Annotated in this window: 21 protein-coding genes; 7 read left to right on the top strand and 14 right to left on the bottom strand. The window is 66.3% G+C overall.

Annotated features, from left to right (window positions below; translation table 11 throughout):
- Position 1: 1 nt before the first annotated feature.
- Together accD and AC2IR1_RS03365 are read left to right on the top strand one after the other, a co-directional pair.
- On the top strand, positions 2 to 1,030 hold the full coding sequence (gene accD, locus AC2IR1_RS03370) for an acetyl-CoA carboxylase, carboxyltransferase subunit beta (RefSeq protein WP_486474871.1): 1,029 nt from the start codon (positions 2 to 4) through the stop codon (positions 1,028 to 1,030).
- Positions 1,027 to 2,301 carry a bifunctional folylpolyglutamate synthase/dihydrofolate synthase gene (locus AC2IR1_RS03365; protein WP_486474870.1) on the top strand — a complete coding sequence of 425 codons (1,275 nt, stop codon included), beginning with the start codon at positions 1,027 to 1,029 and terminating at the stop codon, positions 2,299 to 2,301. Before accD ends, AC2IR1_RS03365 begins: the two co-directional genes overlap by 4 nt.
- Positions 2,302 to 2,758: 457 nt before the next feature.
- Here the strand turns inward: AC2IR1_RS03365 and zapE are convergent, their stop codons facing one another.
- Positions 2,759 to 3,829, bottom strand: coding sequence for a cell division protein ZapE (gene zapE, locus AC2IR1_RS03360; RefSeq protein ID WP_486474869.1), 1,071 nt, complete (start codon positions 3,827 to 3,829; stop codon positions 2,759 to 2,761).
- Between the two features lie 197 nt (positions 3,830 to 4,026).
- Between zapE and AC2IR1_RS03355 the strand changes: the two genes are divergently transcribed.
- The gene (locus AC2IR1_RS03355; protein WP_486474868.1) at positions 4,027 to 5,268 is read left to right on the top strand and encodes an MFS transporter; all 1,242 of its coding nucleotides are present in this window, start codon (positions 4,027 to 4,029) and stop codon (positions 5,266 to 5,268) included.
- A gap of 12 nt (positions 5,269 to 5,280) precedes the next feature.
- Here AC2IR1_RS03355 and AC2IR1_RS03350 read toward each other — a convergent pair whose 3' ends face one another.
- The 4 genes from AC2IR1_RS03350 to AC2IR1_RS03335 are packed head-to-tail and all read right to left on the bottom strand — an operon-like array spanning position 5,281 to position 8,271.
- Entirely contained in the window at positions 5,281 to 6,249 is a 969-nt protein-coding gene (locus AC2IR1_RS03350; RefSeq protein ID WP_486474867.1) for an alpha/beta fold hydrolase, read from the bottom strand.
- Positions 6,246 to 7,175, bottom strand: coding sequence for an ornithine cyclodeaminase family protein (locus tag AC2IR1_RS03345; RefSeq protein ID WP_486474866.1), 930 nt, complete (start codon positions 7,173 to 7,175; stop codon positions 6,246 to 6,248). Before AC2IR1_RS03345 ends, AC2IR1_RS03350 begins: the two co-directional genes overlap by 4 nt.
- Entirely contained in the window at positions 7,172 to 7,801 is a 630-nt protein-coding gene (locus AC2IR1_RS03340) for an HAD family hydrolase (RefSeq protein WP_486474865.1), read from the bottom strand. Before AC2IR1_RS03340 ends, AC2IR1_RS03345 begins: the two co-directional genes overlap by 4 nt.
- On the bottom strand, positions 7,798 to 8,271 hold the full coding sequence (locus AC2IR1_RS03335; RefSeq protein WP_486474864.1) for a YaiI/YqxD family protein: 474 nt from the start codon (positions 8,269 to 8,271) through the stop codon (positions 7,798 to 7,800). Before AC2IR1_RS03335 ends, AC2IR1_RS03340 begins: the two co-directional genes overlap by 4 nt.
- 172 nt (positions 8,272 to 8,443) lie before the next feature.
- Between AC2IR1_RS03335 and AC2IR1_RS03330 the strand changes: the two genes are divergently transcribed.
- Both AC2IR1_RS03330 and AC2IR1_RS03325 read left to right on the top strand, forming a co-directional pair.
- On the top strand, positions 8,444 to 9,073 hold the full coding sequence (locus AC2IR1_RS03330) for a TetR/AcrR family transcriptional regulator (protein WP_486474863.1): 630 nt from the start codon (positions 8,444 to 8,446) through the stop codon (positions 9,071 to 9,073).
- Entirely contained in the window at positions 9,070 to 9,381 is a 312-nt protein-coding gene (locus tag AC2IR1_RS03325; RefSeq protein WP_486474862.1) for an I78 family peptidase inhibitor, read from the top strand. Before AC2IR1_RS03330 ends, AC2IR1_RS03325 begins: the two co-directional genes overlap by 4 nt.
- Positions 9,382 to 9,420: 39 nt before the next feature.
- On the opposite strand, the gene AC2IR1_RS03320 is transcribed toward AC2IR1_RS03325, so the two are convergent.
- Positions 9,421 to 9,858: a c-type cytochrome gene (locus AC2IR1_RS03320; RefSeq protein ID WP_486474861.1), complete on the bottom strand. Its 438-nt coding sequence runs from the start codon at positions 9,856 to 9,858 to the stop codon at positions 9,421 to 9,423.
- A 228-nt stretch (positions 9,859 to 10,086) separates the two neighbouring features.
- Between AC2IR1_RS03320 and AC2IR1_RS03315 the strand changes: the two genes are divergently transcribed.
- The gene (locus tag AC2IR1_RS03315; protein ID WP_486474860.1) at positions 10,087 to 10,437 is read left to right on the top strand and encodes a DUF2794 domain-containing protein; all 351 of its coding nucleotides are present in this window, start codon (positions 10,087 to 10,089) and stop codon (positions 10,435 to 10,437) included.
- A 15-nt stretch (positions 10,438 to 10,452) separates the two neighbouring features.
- Here AC2IR1_RS03315 and AC2IR1_RS03310 read toward each other — a convergent pair whose 3' ends face one another.
- From AC2IR1_RS03310 to AC2IR1_RS03300, 3 genes are all read right to left on the bottom strand, one after another.
- Positions 10,453 to 11,328: a C40 family peptidase gene (locus AC2IR1_RS03310; protein WP_486474859.1), complete on the bottom strand. Its 876-nt coding sequence runs from the start codon at positions 11,326 to 11,328 to the stop codon at positions 10,453 to 10,455.
- Complete coding sequence (locus AC2IR1_RS03305; protein ID WP_486474858.1) at positions 11,325 to 12,728, bottom strand: leucyl aminopeptidase family protein; 1,404 nt, start codon at positions 12,726 to 12,728, stop codon at positions 11,325 to 11,327. The genes AC2IR1_RS03310 and AC2IR1_RS03305 overlap by 4 nt, the downstream gene beginning before the upstream one ends.
- A gap of 191 nt (positions 12,729 to 12,919) precedes the next feature.
- Complete coding sequence (locus AC2IR1_RS03300; RefSeq protein WP_486474857.1) at positions 12,920 to 13,300, bottom strand: hypothetical protein; 381 nt, start codon at positions 13,298 to 13,300, stop codon at positions 12,920 to 12,922.
- A gap of 202 nt (positions 13,301 to 13,502) precedes the next feature.
- Between AC2IR1_RS03300 and AC2IR1_RS03295 the strand changes: the two genes are divergently transcribed.
- A complete protein-coding gene (locus AC2IR1_RS03295; RefSeq protein ID WP_486474856.1) occupies positions 13,503 to 14,153 on the top strand; it encodes a carbonic anhydrase in 651 nt (216 codons plus the stop codon).
- 142 nt (positions 14,154 to 14,295) lie between these two features.
- On the opposite strand, the gene AC2IR1_RS03290 is transcribed toward AC2IR1_RS03295, so the two are convergent.
- The 5 genes from AC2IR1_RS03290 to AC2IR1_RS03270 form a co-directional block, all read right to left on the bottom strand.
- Positions 14,296 to 15,948, bottom strand: coding sequence for a DUF4139 domain-containing protein (locus AC2IR1_RS03290; RefSeq protein ID WP_486474855.1), 1,653 nt, complete (start codon positions 15,946 to 15,948; stop codon positions 14,296 to 14,298).
- Positions 15,949 to 16,190: 242 nt separating this feature from the next.
- The gene (locus AC2IR1_RS03285) at positions 16,191 to 17,213 is read right to left on the bottom strand and encodes an aspartate-semialdehyde dehydrogenase (protein ID WP_486474854.1); all 1,023 of its coding nucleotides are present in this window, start codon (positions 17,211 to 17,213) and stop codon (positions 16,191 to 16,193) included.
- Positions 17,214 to 17,456: 243 nt separating this feature from the next.
- Entirely contained in the window at positions 17,457 to 18,197 is a 741-nt protein-coding gene (locus AC2IR1_RS03280; protein WP_486474853.1) for a glucose 1-dehydrogenase, read from the bottom strand.
- A 25-nt stretch (positions 18,198 to 18,222) separates the two neighbouring features.
- Positions 18,223 to 18,471: a DUF2798 domain-containing protein gene (locus AC2IR1_RS03275; protein WP_486474852.1), complete on the bottom strand. Its 249-nt coding sequence runs from the start codon at positions 18,469 to 18,471 to the stop codon at positions 18,223 to 18,225.
- An 11-nt stretch (positions 18,472 to 18,482) separates the two neighbouring features.
- On the bottom strand, positions 18,483 to 19,934 hold the full coding sequence (locus AC2IR1_RS03270) for an aldehyde dehydrogenase family protein (protein ID WP_486474851.1): 1,452 nt from the start codon (positions 19,932 to 19,934) through the stop codon (positions 18,483 to 18,485).
- Between the last annotated feature and the right edge of the window lie 21 nt (positions 19,935 to 19,955).

Raw genomic sequence — 19,955 nt, 5'->3', positions numbered from 1 at the left:
GATGAACTGGATCAGCAACTACGTCCGGCCACGGATCAACTCGATCTTCTCGCGCAGGGAAGTGCCAGAGAACCTGTGGACCAAGTGCGACAGTTGCGGAACGATGCTGTTCCACCGTGAGCTGAAGGACAATCTCAACGTCTGCACCAGCTGCGGCCACCACATGGCGATCACGCCGCGTGACCGGTTCACCGCCCTGTTCGACGGCGGCATCTTCACGGAAGTCGCCGTGCCGGAGCCCGTCACCGACCCGCTGCATTTCCGCGACCAGAAGAAATACCCCGATCGCATGCGTGACGCCCGGCGCAAGACCGCCGAGAAGGAAGCCATGCTGGTCGTCGAGGGCGAGATCGGCCGGACGCCGATCGTGGCCGCGGGCCAGGACTTCTCCTTCATGGGCGGGTCCATGGGCATGTACGTGGGCAATGCGATCATCGCCGCCGCCGAACGCGCTGTGAAGAAGAAGAGCCCGCTGGTGCTATTCTCCGCCGCCGGGGGCGCGCGGATGCAGGAAGGCATCCTGTCGCTGATGCAGATGCCGCGGACGACCGTGGCCGTGCAGATGCTGAAGGAAGCGGGCCTGCCGTATATCGTCGTGCTGACCCACCCCACCACGGGCGGCGTCACCGCCTCCTACGCGATGCTGGGTGACGTGCAGATCGCCGAACCCAATGCGCTGATCTGCTTCGCCGGGCCGCGCGTCATCGAACAGACCATTCGCGAGCAGCTGCCCGAAGGCTTCCAGCGGGCCGAGTACCTGCTGGATCACGGCATGCTGGACCGGGTGACCAAGCGGACCGAAATGCGGGACGAGCTGATCACCATCACCCGCATGCTGATGGGCCTGCCGCCTGCCGTGGCCGGCGACCTGCCGCCGCCTGCCCCCGTCGCCGATGCGGAGCCCGCAGCGGACGCCCCCACGGAAGCAGCGACCGAAGCCAAGGCAGACGCCCCGGCAGAGGCGGAGAAGGCAAAGGCCAAGACGGAGAAATCCAAGGCCAAGGCCGAAAAGGCAGAAGACAAGAAGTGACACAGCCCGGGTCCGATGCGCTGCTGGAGCGCATGATGCGCCTGCACCCCAAGGTCATCGACCTGGTGCTTGACCGTGTCTGGCGCCTGCTTGGCGCGCTCGACCATCCCGAGGAAAAGCTGCCGCCGGTCATCCACCTGGCCGGCACCAACGGCAAGGGATCGACCCAGGCCATGCTGCGCGCCGGGATCGAAGGCGCGGGGCAAAGCGTGCATGCCTATACCTCGCCCCACCTGGTGCGGTTTCACGAACGGATCCGGCTGGCAGGCGCGCTGATCTCCGAAGACTATCTGAGCGAGATCCTGGACGAGTGCCTGGCGGCCAACGGCCCCGACGCGATCACCTATTTCGAGATCACCACCTGCGCCGCCTTCCTGGCCTTTGCCCGGACGCCCGCGGATTGGTGCCTGCTGGAAACCGGCCTGGGCGGCCGGCTGGACGCCACCAACGTCGTGGCGAAACCGGCCGCGACGATCATTACCCCGGTGTCCATGGATCACGAGGCCTTCCTGGGAGACACCCTGGCCAAGATCGCGGGCGAGAAGGCGGGGATCATCAAGCGCGGCGTTCCCTGCATCGTCGGCCCGCAGCAGGACGAGGCGCTGGAGGTCATCGAGGCCCGCGCCAACGACCTGGGCGCGCCGCTGCTGGTGCATGGCCAGCACTGGCATGCCTGGGAGGAACGCGGGCGGCTGATCTTCCAGGACGAAACCGGCCTTCTGGACCTGCCCCTGCCTGCGCTGCCCGGCCCCCACCAGATCGAAAACGCCGGCGCGGCCCTTGCCACGCTGCGCCACCTGGGTTTCGACGAGGCCGCCTGCGAAGCGGCAGTGACGGGGGCCACCTGGCCCGCACGATTGCAGCGCCTGAAGGACGGGAAGCTGGCCGCGATGGCGCCCCGGGCGGAGCTCTGGCTCGACGGCGGCCACAACCCCTCTGCCGGTGAGGCGCTGGCCTCCTTCCTGGGAGGGCTGCCGGCACGGCCCACGCGCCTGATCTGCGGCATGCTGAACACCAAGGACGCCTCCGGCTACCTGGGCCCGCTGTCCGCCCGCGCCGAGGGGCTGACCGCGATCACGATCCCCGGAGAGGAAAACGCCCTGCCCGCGGAAACGCTGGCCGAGACCGCCCGTGCCTGCGGCATCCCCGCCGATATCGCGCCCGATGCCGAAACCGCCCTGGCGCGGCTGGCCGAAACGGACCCCACGGCCCGGATCCTGTTCTGCGGATCGCTCTATTTTGCGGGTCATATCCTTCGCATCGACGGCTGAAGCGGGCAATTCCGTCGGCTGCAGGATTTTTTGTCACTTAAAGAGTGACTCGTAAGGGACTGTTCCGAATCGGAATTCCGAATCATCACTTGACCGTGAGGTCGAAACCACGGGTTAACCGATTCGTTTCCCATTGACCGATTCGCGACGATTCGCATAAAGTCCTTTTAGATCAGGCATTCATCCGCATGTATCGGGTCGCACAGCAGCCTATCACCGCGATTCGCGACATGTCGCAAGCTTGGGATCTATCGGGCAGAACACTGGGGGTCGGTCAACGGCCCCCTTCTGCGTTTTGGCAGCCAGGATCGGCGCGTTGCGGTCGCCGTGGCGTGGCGGGGTTGCAGTCGCCTTGGCGCGGCGGGGTGAACCCCGCCCTACGGGGGAGGGTCAACCCCTGCAGTCAGCGCAAGGCCCGTAGGGTGGGTGCAACCCACCTTCCCCGGCACACACGCAATCAGGCCTCCTCGGCACCCCAGTCCTTGTCCTGCATTTCCCGCAGGCGCGACGCGGTCCGTTCGAATTCGAAAACCCCTTCCCCTTCGAGGTAGAGGCTTTCAGGTTCCGCCGCAGCGGAGCAGATCACGCGCACCTTCGCTTCGTAAAGCGCGTCGACCAGGGTGACGAACCGCTTCGCCTCGTTGAAATTCGACCGGCCGAGGCAGGGAATGTCCTCCAGGATCAGCACTTCGACGGCTTCGGCGACGGCCAGGTAGTCGCCCGGTCCCAACATTGCACCGCAAAGCTGGTGGAAATGCGCGCGCCCGACCCCGGAACGGTAGGCCGGCAGGACAACCTCGCGGCCCTTCACCTTCAGGACAAGCGGGGCGCCCGGGCCTTCGTCCCCGGTCAGATCATGCCAATAGGCCTCGATCTGGGCGCGCGCCTCGGCGTTGGCGGGGGAGAAATAGACCTGCGCGCCGGACAGGCGGTGCTGGCGATAGTCATGCGGGCTTTCCAGTTCATGCACCACCAGCTGCTGCTTGATGATCTCGATGAAGGGCAGGAAAAGCTGCCGGTTCAGCCCGTTCTTGTAAAGGTCGTCGGGAATGCGGTTCGACGTGGTCACGACCACCACCCCCGCCGCAAAGAGCGCCTCGAACAGGCGGCCCACGATCATCGCGTCGGTGATATCGGTGATCTGCATCTCGTCGAAGGCCAGCACCTTCACCTCGGCCACGACCTTTTCGACCACGGGTTTCAGGCTGTCTTCGACACCGGCCTTGCGGGCGGCATGCATGCCTTCGTGGATTTCCTGCATGAAGGCGTGGAAATGGACCCGGCGCACCGGCACGTCGAGGCTTTCGACGAAGAGATCCATCAGCATGGATTTGCCGCGCCCGACACCGCCCCAGAGGTAGAGCCCCTTCGGCGCCTCGGGCGCCTTCTTGCGGCCGAAGAACCCGCGTTTCACGGGGGCGGCGTCCAGCCCGGCGCGAATGCGGTCGAATTCCGGCAGGACATGTTCCTGCGCAGGATCGGGGCGGATCTCCCCCGCTTTGACGCGGGCGTGATAGAGGTCGGTCATGCTCTGGCTCATGGGGGCGTGATAATACGCCCCCGCGCCACGGGGAAGCGCCAAACGCAACCGGACAGGCGCGACGACGCCCATCGGGGCAACCGATACGAAAGTCGCATGTCACAAAAGCTGATTTGACAGGCGCAGGCCTATCCCTACCCTGCCCCCAACCCTTTTCAGCAGCGACGCCTTTCAGGAGCCGACCAATGACCCAGCAGGCCCGTCTTTTCACGCCCGTGCTGATCGCGGGGGCCATCATCATCCTGATCAGCTTTGCCATCCGCGCGAGCTTTGGCGTATTCCAGATCCCCATCGCGGCGGAGTTCGGCTGGGCCAGGACGGACTTCAGCCTGGCCATCGCGATCCAGAACCTTGCTTGGGGCATCGGCCAGCCCATCTTCGGCGCCTTTGCGGAAAAGCTGGGGGACCGTCGTGCCATCATCCTGGGCGCGGTGACCTATGCCGCGGGGCTGCTGCTGTCGTCCTTCGCCACCACGCCCGAGGCGCATTGGGGCCTGGAAGTGCTGGTGGGGTTCGGCGTGGCCGGGACCGGCTTCGGCGTGATCCTGGCCGTCGTCGGGCGCGCCGCCTCGCCCGCAAACCGGTCGATGTCGCTGGCCATCGCCACCGCCGCCGGCAGCGCCGGGCAGGTTTTCGGCGCGCCAGTGGCGGAATACCTTCTGGGCGTCACCAGCTGGCAGAATGTCTTCATGATCTTCGCCGCCGCAATCCTTGCGGTGCTCTTCCTGCTGCCAATGATGCGGTCGGTCCAGCCGCCGGCCAGCAAGGCCGAACTGGAAGAAAGCCTGGGCCAGATCCTGCTGCGCGCAGGCAAGGATCCGACCTTCGCGATGATTTTCCTGGGCTTTTTCAGCTGCGGCTACCAGCTGGGCTTCATCACCGCCCACTTCCCGGCCTTCGTGACCGAGCTTTGCGGGCCGATCTCCTCTGGCGGGATCCTGGCCGGACTCGGGATTTCCACCACCTCGGCGCTTGGCGCGATCTCGATCTCTCTCATCGGGGTGTTCAACGTGCTGGGCACGCTGGGGGCCGGCTGGCTGGGCAACCGCCTGCCGAAGAAGTACCTTCTGGCCGCGATCTACACCCTACGTACAATCGTTTCGGCGGCTTTCATCCTGTCGCCGATCACCCCCGGGTCGGTCCTGCTGTTCTCTGCCGCCATGGGGTCTCTCTGGCTGGCGACCGTACCGCTGACCTCCGGCCTGATCGCGCATATCTACGGCATGCGCTACATGGGGACGCTCTACGGGATCGTGTTCTTCAGTCACCAGCTCGGCGGGTTCCTCGGTGTCTGGCTGGGCGGGGCCATGTACGACATCCACGGTGATTACACGCTGGTGTGGTGGGTCGGCGTCGGCGTCGGCGCCTTCTCTGCCCTGATCCACCTGCCCGTCCGCGAAAGCCCCGAGACACCGCAGCCCGCCTGAGGAGAGATCGCGCTAGATCTCTCCGTCTTCCCAGAGCCAGGTGCGGAAGGCCCGCACGACCTCTTCGGGATGGGACAGCGGCAGCCAGTGCCCCGCCCCTTCGATCTGTTTCTGGGCAGAGGCACGGTTCCAGCGTGACAGCACGCCCATACCGTCCAGCGGGATCGCCTCGTCCTCCACCGCCCAGATCGACAGGAGCGGCACACCCTCCTTCGCGATCTTGCGATGCTCCAGTTCCATCGGGTCGCGCAGGATCCCCCGCAGACCGGCCAGCACCGCAGGCGTGAACCCGCGCCAGGTCGCCTCCGCCGCCTGCCGCCGCGCCAGGTTTGTCGGCACGCCCTGTGCCTCTGCCGCGCGAGCGGAGCTGCGGTGGAGGCGCGGGTAGAGCAGGTAGAACAACCACTTCCCGGTCCAGCCCCCATCGCGCATGAACCTGGTGAAGCCGGTGGGATAGCCCCCCATCCCCGCAGGTGCGACCAGGACCAGCTTTTCGATCCATCCCGGATTGGCGGCGGCAAAGGCGGTGGCGATGGCCCCGCCCATGGAATAGCCGAACAGCGTAACGGGTTCCGCCACCTCCTGCGACTTGAGAAGGTCGGTCAGCTGGGTCACGAAAAAGGCCGCGTCCTGCACCCCGTCGGGCTTGCCTGAAACGGGCCTGTCTGGCTCGGGCCTGTCCGAACACCCCCGGCCAAGCAGATCATAGCTCAGAACCCGGTAGCCCATTTCGACAAGTCGGTCCGCGATGTCATCCCAGACATAGCCGGGTGTGGTCAGCCCATGGACCAGCACCGCAACCGGATCATCTTCGTCCCCGCGCCAGCGGAAGCAGGTCCGCCCCTGCGACAGCTCCACCAGTTCTCCTGCCGTGGCATCCCGCCGCTCACCGACCTTGGGGCGCATGTCTTCACGCAGGAAGGGCGCCCAGGCGAGGGCCCCTCCGCCAAGGACAAGACCGATCAGCGGCGCAAAGCTCACTCCGCCCCTCCGTTTTCGGCCCGCCATGCGTCGTAGACGTGGCGCGCCGTCATCAGGTCCAGGTGCGCCCCGCCCCCGTTCTTGAAGAGGGTGATCTCCTCTTCACTGCCCCGGGTGAAGGCACCGAGATCGTAGTAGTCGGCCAGCAGGTCCTGCCGCGTGATCGCGCCCGTCTCAAGCGGGGTCTGGATTTCCCCGATATGCCCGATGGTGGTGTCGAAGCTGTCGACGAAGACCCGGGCGCGCTGCAGCGCGCTGTCCATGGCTTCGCGCATGTCGGGCCGGTAGGCCCCGATCAGGTCGACGTGCTGGCCCGGACGCAGCCAGGCGCCGTCGAGGTAGGGTTCAGTCGCCATGGTGGCGCAGGTGACGATATCCGCCTGGGCGACTGCGGCGGGCAGATCGGTGACCGGGGTGATGCCCGGATATTTCGCCGCCAGAGCCTCTGCCCCGGCGGGGGATCGGTTCCAGCAAAGGAAACGCGCATCCGGGAAGGCGGCGCCGTAGGCTTCGCGCAGGGTGCCCGCGACGGTGCCCGCCCCGACGATCAGGATCACCCGGCTGTCGGGTCGCGCCAGGCGCCGCGCGGCCAGCAGGCTGTCCCCTGCCGTTTTCCACTTGGTCACCAGGTGGAAATCGACAATCGCCTCCAGCTGGCCGGTGGCGTCGTTCATCAGGTTCACCGCGCCGTTGACCGCGGGCAGCCCCCTGGCCTTGTTGCCGGGATAGACGGTGGCGGCCTTCACCGCGACCCCCAGCCCGTCGATCCAGGCAGAGCGGGTCAGCAGCGTGTCATCGCCGCGATAGAGAAAGGTGTCGCCGATCTCTGCCTTCGGCAGATCATGGGCCGCGGCCAGGGCATCGGTCAGCTTCAGCCAGTCGAGGACGGCCTCGCCTTCCTCGAAGGAGATCATGGGAACATTCATGCGGCTTCCTCCTGCGTGAGAAGCCCTTCTTCCACCAGGCGCGCGGCCCAGCCTTCGGGGCCTTCGAACAGATGCGTGCGCCAGCCGCGCGCGGCGGCGGCGGCGATATTGTCGGCCCGGTCATCGGTAAAGATCAGCGACGCCCCCGACAGGCCCGAACCATCCTCGAGTATCTCGTAGATCCTTTCGTCCGGCTTGATCACCTCCAGCTCACCAGAGATGTATTCCGCGTCGAACTCCCTCAGCACCGGGTATTCCTCCCGCGCGATGGCGAAGGTGCCGGTGCCGAAGTTCGTCAGCGAAAAGACCGGGATCCCCTTGGCCCTGAGCGCACGCAGCAGCCGCCAGGAATGCGGGATCGCGGGCGAGGCCATGGTCAGCCAGTCTTCATGCCAGGTCAGGATCTCTTCGCGCCATTCCGGATGGTCCTCGGCCAGGCGGGCGGTAAGCTCCGCCATGTCACCGCCCCGATCCACCCGGTCGTTCATCGCGTGCAGGTCGATGGTGTCGAAAAGCGCGCGCCTGCGGTCCTCTCCGAACTTGGCGTCGTAGTGGCGTTCCGGGTTCCATTCGATCAGAACGTTGCCGATGTCGAACACGACAGCCTTGATGGGGTTTTCCGTCATTTTCCCTGCACTTGTCCCTTGGACGCTGCAGCCCGCAGCGCGGTTTCCAGAGCGTTCAGGAAACGGGAGCGGTCGGCCTTTGTAAAGCCCTTGCCCCCGCCACCGGCGCCCAGGGGATTGGCCGCCCGGATATCCGCCATCAGGTCACGCATCGCCAGCTGCTGGCCGATGTTCGCCTCGGTGAACCGCTCGCCGTTGTGGCGCAGGCACAGGGCCCCGGCGGCCACGCATTTCGCGGCAAGCGGAATGTCCCCCGTGACCACCACATCGCCCGGCCCGCAGCGTTCCGCGATCCACTTGTCGGCCTCATCCGCACCGGCCGCAACGATCTGATGGTGTACAAAAGGGTTGGGCGACGGACGCAGCCCGCCGTTGGACACCATCCAGCATGACACCCTGTGCCGGGTCGTCACGCGTTCCGCCTCGTCCTTCACGGGACAGGCGTCCGCATCGACGTAAATGACTGTCATGAGGTGTCTTTCGCCCCCTGGCTTCGCGTTTCCGACACCAAAGGGTGCCAATGTGCAAAAGGGATCATCGCAGAGAGCGCAGTCACGTCAACCTTGCGTCTCATTGTCTGCGAAAGGCTTGCCCCTACATAAAGGGGACGCCATTATCCCCACGCTAGTGCGCGGAGGGTTCATGAACCGTCAAACTTCCCTCGGACGCCGGGGACGCAAATATGACCAGGTCCTGGAAGGCGCGCGCCGCGTCTTCATGAAGGACGGGTTCGACAACGCCAATGTCGATGAGATCGCCAAGGAAGCCGGCGTATCCAAAGCCACGCTTTACAGCTACTTCCCCGACAAGCGCCTGCTCTTCATCGAGATCGCGCGGGGCGAGTGCCACAAGCAAGGGGAAACCTCCCGCGGGTTCGTCCCCCCCAACATGCCGCCTGAGGAACTGTTGCCGATTGCCGCGCGTCGCATGGTGACTGGGTTCAGCTCCCCCATGGCCATTTCCATGTTCCGCCTGGCCACCGCCGAAGCGAACCGTTTCCCGGACCTGTCCCAGGACTTCTACGAGAACGGCCCGCTCATCGCGCGCCGCATCATGTCGCGCTACATTCGCGAAGCCACGGAACGCGGTTATCTGCAGGCAGAGGATCCGGAACTGGCCGCCGACCAGTTCGTCGAACTGTGCCGGACGAGGATCATGGTCAAGTTGCTGTTCGGCGTGGTCGATTCGATCCCCGCCGAAGAGGTGGAGCTGATTGCAGACGAAGCGGTGAAGACCTTCATGGCGCGCTACGGCGTCGAAAAGGCTGCATGACCCGCCTGTCCCGTTTCCTGTCCCCGTACCTGACCCCGTACCTGCCCCTGTGCGCTGCGGGTCTTCTGACCAGCCTCACCCTGTGCGGAACCGCCCTGGGAATGAGCGCGGCCCCGGGCTCCCCCTGTCAGCAGGAGGCCCATAAGGATCTTGTCGGGCAAACCTGGGACGCCTCGATGCTTCCGGTCCGCGAGGGGCCTGTTCGGGTCCTGCACCCCGACAGCATGATGACCATGGATCATCGCCCGGAACGCCTCAACATCCAGGTGGGCGAGGATGGCAAGGTGACCGGGCTGCGCTGCGGCTGAGGCCGGGCAAGCGCGCCCGGCCCCTGCGCAATTGCGCAATCACTTGATCCGGTAGGCCTGGTGGCAACTGCCGCAAGACGCACCGATCGGGCCGAACCCTGCCTTCATGGTGTCGAGGGACGTTGTATCCAGCGCGAGCGCCGCCTCCTCCAGTGCAGAGGCATGGGCGACGAAATCATCCCAGTTGTCCCAGATGGCGGGCGAGGCCTCGGATTCGGGATCCGTTTCGTTCGGTTCGAACTTGGCCGGGATGAGGCCTGCGGCCTCCACCAGGGTGTCCTTCGCTTCGGCCGCCTGGTCGGCGTCGAAGGCGGCGCGCCCCTGGACCATGCCACCGATGGAGGCAAAGGAGGCACGGATGGTCCCCATCAGGTCCATGCGTTCCTTCACGGCCGGGTTGGTCGCATCCGCATGGGCAAGGGTGCCGCTGGCAATCGAAAGGGTGACGAGGGTAAGGGCGAGAGTCTTCAGCTTCATCGGAAAGGCTCCACGTTGCTATCCGCCACAACCTTAACCTGAGCGCGCCATCCGCCAAGAGATTAACGGGACTCTTCACGAAAAGATCAGAATACGGTGAGCCGGGGCACCATCACTGCCTGACGGCTGGGCCTCGGGAATATCCAGGCCATACCGAAAAACCAAGACGGAAAACCATGGCGGGCGATCCGGCTTGATTTTGGTGACCCGCAGGCGCACCTTGGGATCATGAACATGCAGCCTCAGGCCCCGATCCCGGGCGTCTCCGCCGATCAGGTGTCGTTTCACCGTACCGAGCTCAGCGTGATCCTGTCCCTCTACGGGCGGTTCGTGGCTGCGGGGGAATGGCGCGACTACGGCATTTCCGCCCTGCGCGAAGTGGCCGTCTTTTCCATCTTCCGCCGCTCTGCGGAGTTTCCCATTTACCGGATCGAGAAGCGGCCCAAGCTGCGGAACCGGCAGGGGATGTATGCCGTCGTCGGCATGGACGGGCAGGTCCTGCGACGCGGGCACGACCTGAAGACAGTGCTGCGCGTGCTGGAACGGAAGCTGATCCGTTCCGTCGACGCGCAGGACTGAGCAGGACCGGCGGGACTAAACCGGGTCACCACCTTCGGGGGCAGTGGGCAGCCTGCGTCGCCGGGTTACGGGATCGCCCGCCGCGGCGATCCGGGTGATCGCCTCCTCCAGCCCTTCGTAGGCGACAGACATGGAATGGGCGTTCGCATGTATGATCCGCCCCGGATCCACCACCAGCGCGACATGTCCCTTCCAGAAGATCACATCGCCTCTCTGCAGGGCCGCATCGTCGGGCAAGGGTGTGCCCAGTTCGGCGGCCTGCATGTCGCTGTCACCGGGACAGGCGATGCCGCAGGCAAGGCAGGCCGCTTGCACCAGGCCCGAACAATCAATCCCATCCGCCCCGTTCGCCCCCCAGAGATAGGGAAGGCCAAGCAGCCTCTCCGCGACCTCTACCGGGTCTTGCCCCAGCCGCGCCGAAAGACCCAGGTGCGACACAGGGATGTGCCCCGCATCGGTCGCGGCCCAACCATCCTTGCTGTCGTAGACATGCACGCCCGCGCCAAAGGCCAGCCGCCCCGAAGCCATGGCGCGCGCCCTTGGCGCCTCCCAGCAAAGGGTTTCGCGGACGGCGACACGCGCGTTCGGCAAGGGCGCGGTCACGGGCGCCAGCGCGGCTTCGGCCAGGTAGCCGGTATAGCCATCGGCCTCGGCCTCCACGAAGGCATGGCCCTCGTGGATCTCGTAGACCCTGAGCGCGGCACCGCGCAGAAGCTGCCGGTCCCTCGCCCCTGCGGGCGCGTCAAGAAGATCGGCCGCAGGGGCGCCAAGCAGGCGCGGTTCGCCCGGCGTATAGCGGAGGTCACCGGCACGCCCCTGCAGGCGGACCGCCGCGACGCGCCCGTTGGCAGGCCAGCGGCGCCGATCCTCGCCTGCGGGCAGCAGGCTCACAGCCCGAGGATCCCCGGAAGCGCCGCGTGCAGGGCGCGGATCCCCTGACCTGCCCCGCCCTTGGTGCGTGCGGGCAGGGGCGCAGGGGTCCAGCCGTAGATGTCGAAATGGGTATAGCGCACCGCGGTACCGGCAAAGCGACGCAGGAAGAGCGCGGCGGTGATCGACCCCGCGAACCCGCCCTTGGGCGCATTGTCCAGATCCGCGATCCCCGGCTCGATCATCGTCTCGTAGGGTTCATGGAAGGGCATCCGCCAGACCGGATCGGCCACCACGGCGCCAGAGGAGGACAGCGCGGAGGCAACATTGACGTCGTCAGTGTAGAAAGGCGCGATATCGGGGCCGACCGCGACCCGCGCCGCGCCGGTCAGGGTCGCGAAGGAGATCATCAGATCCGGGTTCTCTTCCGCGCCGTAGACAAGCGCATCGGCCAGCACCAGCCGCCCTTCGGCATCGGTGTTGTTGATTTCCACCGTCAGCCCGTTGCGCGCCGTCAGGATATCCTGCGGGCGGAAGCTGTCTCCGGCGACGGAGTTCTCCACCGCGGGGATCAGGACCCGCAGCCGCAGGGGCATGCCACGCGACATGAGGATGCACGCCAGGCCCAGCACGTTGGCCGCCCCACCCATGTCCTTCTTCATCAGCCCCATGGAGGCCCCGGGCTTCAGGTTCAGCCCCCCGGTGTCGAAGCAGACCCCCTTGCCCACCAGGGTCAGGGCCGGCCCGTCATCCCCCCAGCGAAGATCGATCAGCCGCGGCGCCCGCCCGTCCCCGGCAGCCCGGCCGACGGCGTGGATCATCGGGAAGTTCTGCTGCAGCAGCTCTTCCCCCTCGATCACGGAGATGCTGGCGCCGTGCGCCTCCGCCAGGGCGCGCGCGGCCGCTTCCAGCTCTGCCGGTCCCATGTCGGAGGCGGGTGTATTGATCAGGTCGCGGGCCAGCGCCTCTCCGGCGGCAATCGCCTCGATCCGGGCGGCATCGACGCCCTCTGGCGCGACCAGCCGCGCTGCGTGCACCGGTTGCGCCCGGTAACGGTCGAAACTGTAGGCGGACATGAGCCAGCCCGTCGCCTCCACCTCCAGCGCCTCATGCGGGAGGGTGGTTTCCAGGCGGTAGGCGCCATCCGGCAACTTGACCGCCGCCGCGGCAAGCCAGAACCGCCCGCGCAACCGGGCCGTCGCATCGCCGTAACCCGCAAGCGCCAGGGCCGGCACACCATCTTCGCCCGGCACCAGAAGCGCCTGACCCAACCCGCCGGTAAATCCATTCGCCCGCACCCATGCGGCGACCGATGCGGGCTGTCCGTCAAGGAAGGCGTCCAGGGCGCCGGTCTCCACGAGGTAGAGAGGCAGGGCGTCCGTCTGAGCGGGCAGGAAAGTCATCGGGGTGGGGGTGGTCATGGGATCTCTCGCCAGTCGGGATTGCTGGACGCCAGCCTAATCCCGCGCCTCGCCACCGCAAGTCTATTCGGAAAGCACCGGAGCGGGTGGCAAGGCACGGCCCGTCCCTCTGCACCTGCAAACCCAACTCTGTCGGCCCAAGTATTTCAGTCCGGGTATTTCAGTCCGGGTATGTCGGGCCTGTCCGGCAGTCAGAGCGTGGCGTCCTGCAGATCCCAGATCGCGGTCAGGGAGCGTTCGCCGACCCGCAGCAGTCGCGACAGCGTGGCCGCCAGGGCAATCGGATCGCAGGCATCCACACAGGCGGTCACATCTTCGGCCACCCGGGACAGCGCCCGCATCCCGACCTGGTCGGAAATCGCGACAAGGGACCGCGCGGATTTGCGCATGTCCCGCAATCGGTCCTGCCGGTAGAGCCGCTCCGTATGCGACAGGCGCACCGCGATTTCCTCCATCGCGCGACAGACGACATCTTCGGCCCCGGCATCGCCCAGGCGCGTGTAAAGCTCCTTCAGTCTGTCCGGATCAAGCCGGACGGCCTCCTCCTGCCTCAGAACCAGGATCTGCTCCACGATCTCACCCCTTGCGACTGCGCCCCCACGGCAGCCGACAAGATCGCCTGTCGAAGTTCTCAAAATCTTGCGAGCCTGCGAAAATGCCAAGAAATCAAAGGCGCATTTGCAAGGTATTTAATCAGAATCCCCCCATTCCCGTTTGCCGCCACCGGTCAGAGGTCTATAACCACCACACCGGAAATCACCTGCGGAGCCGCCAATGCACAGAGCCAAGCCCCTGCCCGCCCTTCTGGTCCAGCGTTATCACGGATGGAAAGCGACGACCTTCGCCGAGAACAAGTCGTGGTACAAACGTCTGGCCGACGAGGGTCAGCGCCCCAAGACCATGATCATCTCCTGCTGCGACTCGCGCGTGCATGTCACGTCGCTGTTCGGCGCGGATCAGGGCGAGTTCTTCATCCACCGCAACATCGCCAACCTGGTGCCGCCCTATGAACCCGACGGGGAACATCACGGCACCTCCGCTGCGGTCGAATACGCTGTGACCTCCCTGAAGGTCGCGCATCTTATCGTCATGGGTCACTCCTCCTGCGGGGGTGTCGCGGGATGCCACGCCATGTGTTCCGGCCAGGCGCCGGAACTTGAGGAGAAGTCGAGCTTCGTCGGCCGCTGGATGGACTTGCTGCGCCCGGGCTACGAGCGGATCAAGGGCATCGAGGGCGACGCGGCCCAGAGGTCCGCGCTGGAACGCGAGGCCGTCCTGGTCTCTCTTGAAAACCTGATGACCTTCCCCTTCGTCCAGGCGCGCGTGGAATCGGGCGACCTGTCCGTGCACGGCCTGTGGCACGATATCGGCAATGGCACGCTGGAGCAGTACATCTCTGCCGAGAAGACCTTCGCCGCGATCTGATCGCCGCGGTCTGATCACGCGGGCCGCCCCTGGCACGCGCCAATTCAGGAAACGACCGAAGGGCGGGCCATTGGCCCGCCCTTCTCCTGCCGGCATAGCCCGCCATCCCCTTCCGGCAGGGAAACCATGACGGCCCGGACGATCAGTCCAGGACCTGCCCCGAAGGCCAGGTCACTTCCTGTTCCAGGCGGACCTGCTGGGTGTCGCCCGGGGCCATGTCGAAACGCCATTCCAGAACGCCGCGGCGATCGTCGAAATCCTGCGTGTCCGGTTGCGGCGCAGCCGACCAGCTGATCTTCAGATCCTCCTGTTCGGAGTAGGGCACCCTGTCCAGCAGGCGCAGATCCCAGGCCAGCGGCGTGCGGTTCTCCACCGCGATCTCCACCACCTCCCGACGCTGGTTCGAGCGGTTGATGACGCCCCGGTCGCCTTCCAGCCGGTCCGCGACATTGCGGGTGATGCGCAGGCCGTCAATCGGCCCGAAGGGCAGCTCCGCCTCCTCCCCCACCGGCAGCGCCGCCATGTAGCCGCTGCCGACGAAAGTCCCATCGCGGAAGTACTGCGCCGGCCCCGGCAGCAGGATTTGCTCCGTCTCGTTCGTCACCCCGGCCACCAGGTAGGCCTGTGCGTCATGGAGCGGAACCGCGCGGGCAAAGACCTCCGGCGTCATGTCCAGCCGGTCCAGCTCTATCTTGACCTCGTCGGCGCCATTGGTGACCGACACCGGCGCAGGCGCGGAATACTCCACCGTGATCCCGTCGAAGGCGCTGGAGGCGACCTCCATCATGGGGGCTGACATGGCATCCGGCGCCGCGCTGAGCATCGGCAGGTCGACGGCGCCGCGCGCCTGCAAGGCAGGCTTGGGCATGACCTCCGGATCGCGGCTGTGCAGCAACTGGGCCGCAATGTGGCTGGGCTCGATCGCCTCTGCCGGGCGGGCGGTCGACAAGGTCAGATCGACATCCTGCCAGTCCTCGCCGGTCGCCTGGGACAGGTAGGCGCCCCGGGTCATGACAAGGCGCGGCGCAGCGCCCGTGGACAGATACAGGTCATAGGCAGGGTACCAGGACGCGGCATGCGACGTATAGCTCAGCTGCATCATGCCCGACGTGGCCACCTCCGCCTCGACCTCGACCACGAGGACGCTGCGCGGGCCGTTGCCGGTCTGCAGCGCGGCCAGGGCGGCGCGGGCGTCTTCCAGGTCCTCTTCCAGCGGCGCCTTTTCCTCCCGGATGCCGCGCGCCTCGATCTCTGCCGCGCGGGCATCCTGCCGCGCCGCCAGCCCTTCTTCGCTGACCATGGAAAGCAGGCTGCGCAGACGGTCCGGATCTGCCCCGGCGGCCGCATCCGAGCTGCCGAGACGTGCGAGGAAATCAATGCGGTCACGGGCCGCCTGGGCCGCCAGTTCCACGGCCGAGGCGCGGTCCTCCACCGCCAGCAGCTGTTGCTCGATCTCCTTGACGCGCGCACGGGCGGCCGCAATGTCGGCGTTCTCTTCCGTGCCGGAGGGCGGAACGTAATTGTCACGGTAGGACACGGTGCCGATGGTCAGCCCCGGCGCCGAAAGCCGCAGACTTTCCAGCGCAATGACCGGCATATCGACCAGCACGATGGAATGCCGCCCCGCCGGCAGATCGAACGCGGCCTCGCGGGTGAGGGTCGCCCCCCTGGGATAGAGCGTCGCCGCGGTCACCGCGCTTCCGGTCGGAAAGGTTTCCGCCTGCAGGGACGGGGCCAGCAGGCTGGCCGACAGGGCAAGGCTTGCAATGGCCGTTCGTTTGAGGGCTTGGGGCATCTGGTCCTCCACTTGGTGTTGCCCCACAGGAACCCGAACTACCCACGGACACCAAGTGACATGTGCCGTCATGCCCGCGCTGAGCGGGTTTCGGCAGAGCGCATCACTCCGGCCGTCCCGATGCCCGGGACAGCAATGGGAAGATCACAACAGAAAATCGGCGCCCCGCCCCGGAACCACTCCTGCCGGGCAGGCTGCGGTTCCGGGGCAAGACGCCGATCCGATCCGTTCTGGTGGGGCGATCAGCCCTTCTTGAGCACCTTGGCACCCAGGGTCTCTGCGATCTGGACGGCGTTCAGGGCCGCGCCCTTGCGCAGGTTGTCGGAGACGCACCAGATGTTCAGGCCGTTCTCGATCGTGCTGTCCTGGCGGATCCGGCTGATGAAGGTGGCGAAATCGCCCACGCATTCGACGGGGGTGACGTAGCCGCCGTCCTCGCGCTTGTCGATCACCATGATGCCCGGCGCCTCGCGCAGGATGTCGCGTGCCTCATCCTCGTCCAGGAAATCCTCGAACTCGATGTTGATCGCTTCGGAATGGCCGACGAAGACCGGCACCCGCACGCAGGTCGCGGTGACCTTGATCGCGGGATCGACGATCTTCTTGGTTTCCGCGACCATCTTCCACTCTTCCTTGGTGGAACCGTCATCCAGGAAGACGTCGATGTGCGGGATCACGTTGAAGGCGATCTGCTTGGTGAACTTGGCAGGTTCGACTTCGGAGGTCGGGTTGTAGATGGCCTTGGTCTGATCCCAGAGCTCGTCCATGCCTTCCTTGCCGGCGCCCGAAACGGACTGGTAGGTCGACACCACGACGCGCTTGATCTTGGCGCGGTCATGCAGCGGCTTCAGTGCCACGACCATCTGCGCGGTGGAGCAGTTGGGGTTGGCGATGATGTTCTTCTTGGAATAGCCCAGCACGGCGTCCGCATTCACTTCCGGCACCACCAGCGGAACATCCGGGTCGTAGCGGTAGAGCGAAGAGTTGTCGATCACGACACAACCGGCGGCGGCAGCCTTCGGCGCGAACTCCTTCGTCGGGCCGGAGCCCACGGCGAAGAGCGCCATGTCCCAGCCGGTGAAGTCGAATGTGGCAAGGTCCTGGGTCTTCAGGGTCTTGTCGCCGAAGCTCACCTCGGTTCCCAGCGACTTCCGGGATGCAAGCACGGCAAGCTCGTCCACCGGGAAGTGGCGCTCGGCCAGGATGTTCAGCATTTCGCGGCCCACGTTACCGGTGGCGCCTGCGACGACGACTTTATAGCCCATAATGGAAGACTCCTTTCGCATAGGACGGGGGTCCATACCCCATGATTGCTTGGGTTGGAAGGGTATTGCGGTGATGCGCCATATCAAGGCACGCGATGACAGTTCCGATCCCGCCTCAGATCACACCGGCGATATCGGCAGTGCCTGCCCGCACATGAGGGGCGGAAGCGGGGGCTTTTGGTCCCCGCTCAACCGGTCCGCGCCCAACCGGTCCGCGCCCAACCGTTCTGCGACAGGCCCGGCCTAGATGCAGCGCCCACCATCCACGGTCATGCAAAGGCCCGTGACCATGCCCGCCTCTTCCGAACACAGGAACAGCGCCGCATCCGCGATGTCCCGGGGTGTGGTGAAGCGGCCCATGGGAATGGTCGACAGGAACTTCGCCCGGATCTCCGGCGTGTCCTCCCCCATGAAACTGGTCAGCAGGGGCGTTTCGCCCGCCACCGGGTTCACCGCGTTGACGCGGATCCCCGAGGGCGCCAGCTCCACCGCCATGGAGCGGGTGGCCGTGTTCACCCACCCCTTGGAGGCATTGTACCACGTCAGGTTCGGTCGCGGAGAGATCCCCGCGGTCGAGGAGATGTTGCAGATCGCCCCGGAGCCCCGGGCCTTCATGCCCGGTACGACCAGCTTTGCCGCCAGGTAGATCGCCTTCATGTTCACGGCACAGACCCGGTCGAAATCAGCCTCGCTCACCTGCTCCATAGGCTTGGGCAGGTGCGTGACGCCGGCGTTGTTCACCAGGATGTCGACCGGCCCAAGCGCTGCTTCCGTCGCATAGAGCATGGCCGCGAAGCTTGCCTCGCTCGCGACATCGACAGCACAGGAGGCGCCGCCGATCTCCGCCGCGACCTCTGCCGCCTGCTCTCCCTGCAGGTCCGCGACCATCACCCGCGCGCCTTCTTCGGCGAAGCGTCGCGCGATCCCCGCGCCAAAGCCCTGCGCCGCCCCGGTGATCACTGCCACCTTGTCCTTCAGTCTCATTTACTGGTCCTCCCTCTGCGCGGCTTCAGCTGCCGCTGTACCGGCCCACCACACGGGCGGAAAATACGCCCACCCGCGGGCCGACAACGATCACCAGCAGGCAGGATACCGGCCAGGCAATCATGAAACTGTGCCCCCAGTGCCCGGGCCAGGCCCGGACGAACCCCACCGGCAACCATGTCAGCAGCCCGGTCAGACAGAAGGACATGATGCCCGACATGATGACCGCGGCCAGGATGGCGATCTTGCGTTGATGGGACATTTGCAGGGACATGGGTGCGGTTCCTATCCGTGGAATGCCGCCACCGTCTTGAGCGTGGTGAAGCCGTAGAGCGCCTCGAACCCCTTTTCGCGACCGTGGCCGGATTTGCCGATGCCGCCAAAGGGAAGTTCCACGCCACCCCCGGCGCCGTAATTGTTCAGGAAGACCTGGCCAGACCTGATCGCCCGCGCCAGCCGCATCTGCCGTGCGCCATCGCGCGACCAAACAGAGGCAACAAGGCCGTACTCGGTCGAGTTGGCAAGCGCAACTGCCTCGGCCTCATCATCGAACGGGATGACCACCTGCACCGGGCCGAAAATCTCTTCCTGTGCAAGCGGATGGCTCCCGCCTGCGCCGGCGAACAGCGTCGGCGGCACGTAGTAGCCTCCGGCGGGCAGATCGCCCGGCTGCGCCTGCCCTGCGACCTCCAGATCGGCGCCCCGGGCGATGTAGCCCTCCACGATCTGCTTCTGCCGGGCGGAAATCAGCGGCCCGACGTCCAGGTCGGCCACCGCCGGTCCCATCCGCAGCGCGGCGTAGCGGGCCGCCATCTGCTCCACCACTTCTTCGTGGCGCGAGCGGTGCACCAGGATACGCGACGAGGCGGAACAGGTCTGACCGCAGTTCTGGATACCCGCGTTCACGAGGAAGGGCAGTGCCGCCTCCAGGTCCGCATCCTCGAAAACCAGCTGCGGGGATTTCCCGCCCAGTTCCAGCGTCACCGGCACCACGTTGCGCGCCGCGGCGGCCTGCACGGCGGATCCGGTCGCGACAGAGCCGGTGAAGGACAGGTGGTGGATCCCCGGATGCCCCGACAGTGCCGCCCCGGCCTCAGCCCCCAGGCCGGGCACGACGTTCAGCACCCCGTCGGGCAGCCCCGCCGCCTTGGCCAGGTCGGCAAAGGCCAGCGCCGTCAGGCAGGCCTCTTCCGCCGGTTTCAGCACGCAGGCGTTGCCCGCGGCCAGCGCCGCACCGACGGACCGGCCGATGATCTGCATCGGGTAGTTCCAGGGCACGATATGCGCCGTCACCCCATGCGGTTCCCGCAGGGTGTAGACGGTGTAGCCGTCAAGGTAGGGGATCGTCTGCCCGTGCAGCTTGTCCGCCGCACCGCCGTAGAACTCCAGGTAGCGCGCCAGGGCCACCGCATCGGCGCGGGCCTGCTTCAGCGGCTTGCCGACGTCACGCGCCTCGATGGCGGCCAGAGCCTCCACCCGCTCCTGCACCAGCAGGCCCAGCCGGGTCAGGATCCGCCCCCGTTCCACGGCGGGCGTGCGGGACCAGCTGCCGTCGAAGGCACGTTGCGCGGCCTCCACCGCGGCGTCGACCTCCGCCGCCCCGCCCCGGGCGATGGCGCCGATCTCCTCTCCCGTCGAGGGGTCGTGAAGCGGCAGGGTGCCGGCGGCCGCCGGGATCCAGCGGCCGTTGATCAGGCAGTTCGACGGATCGAACCACAGTTCGGGAATGGCTGACATGTCTCCTCCATCATGTCGGTC

The organism is Pseudooceanicola sp. NS-SX8 (genome assembly GCF_057380755.1).
This window is presented reverse-complemented; position numbering and strand designations above follow the sequence as displayed.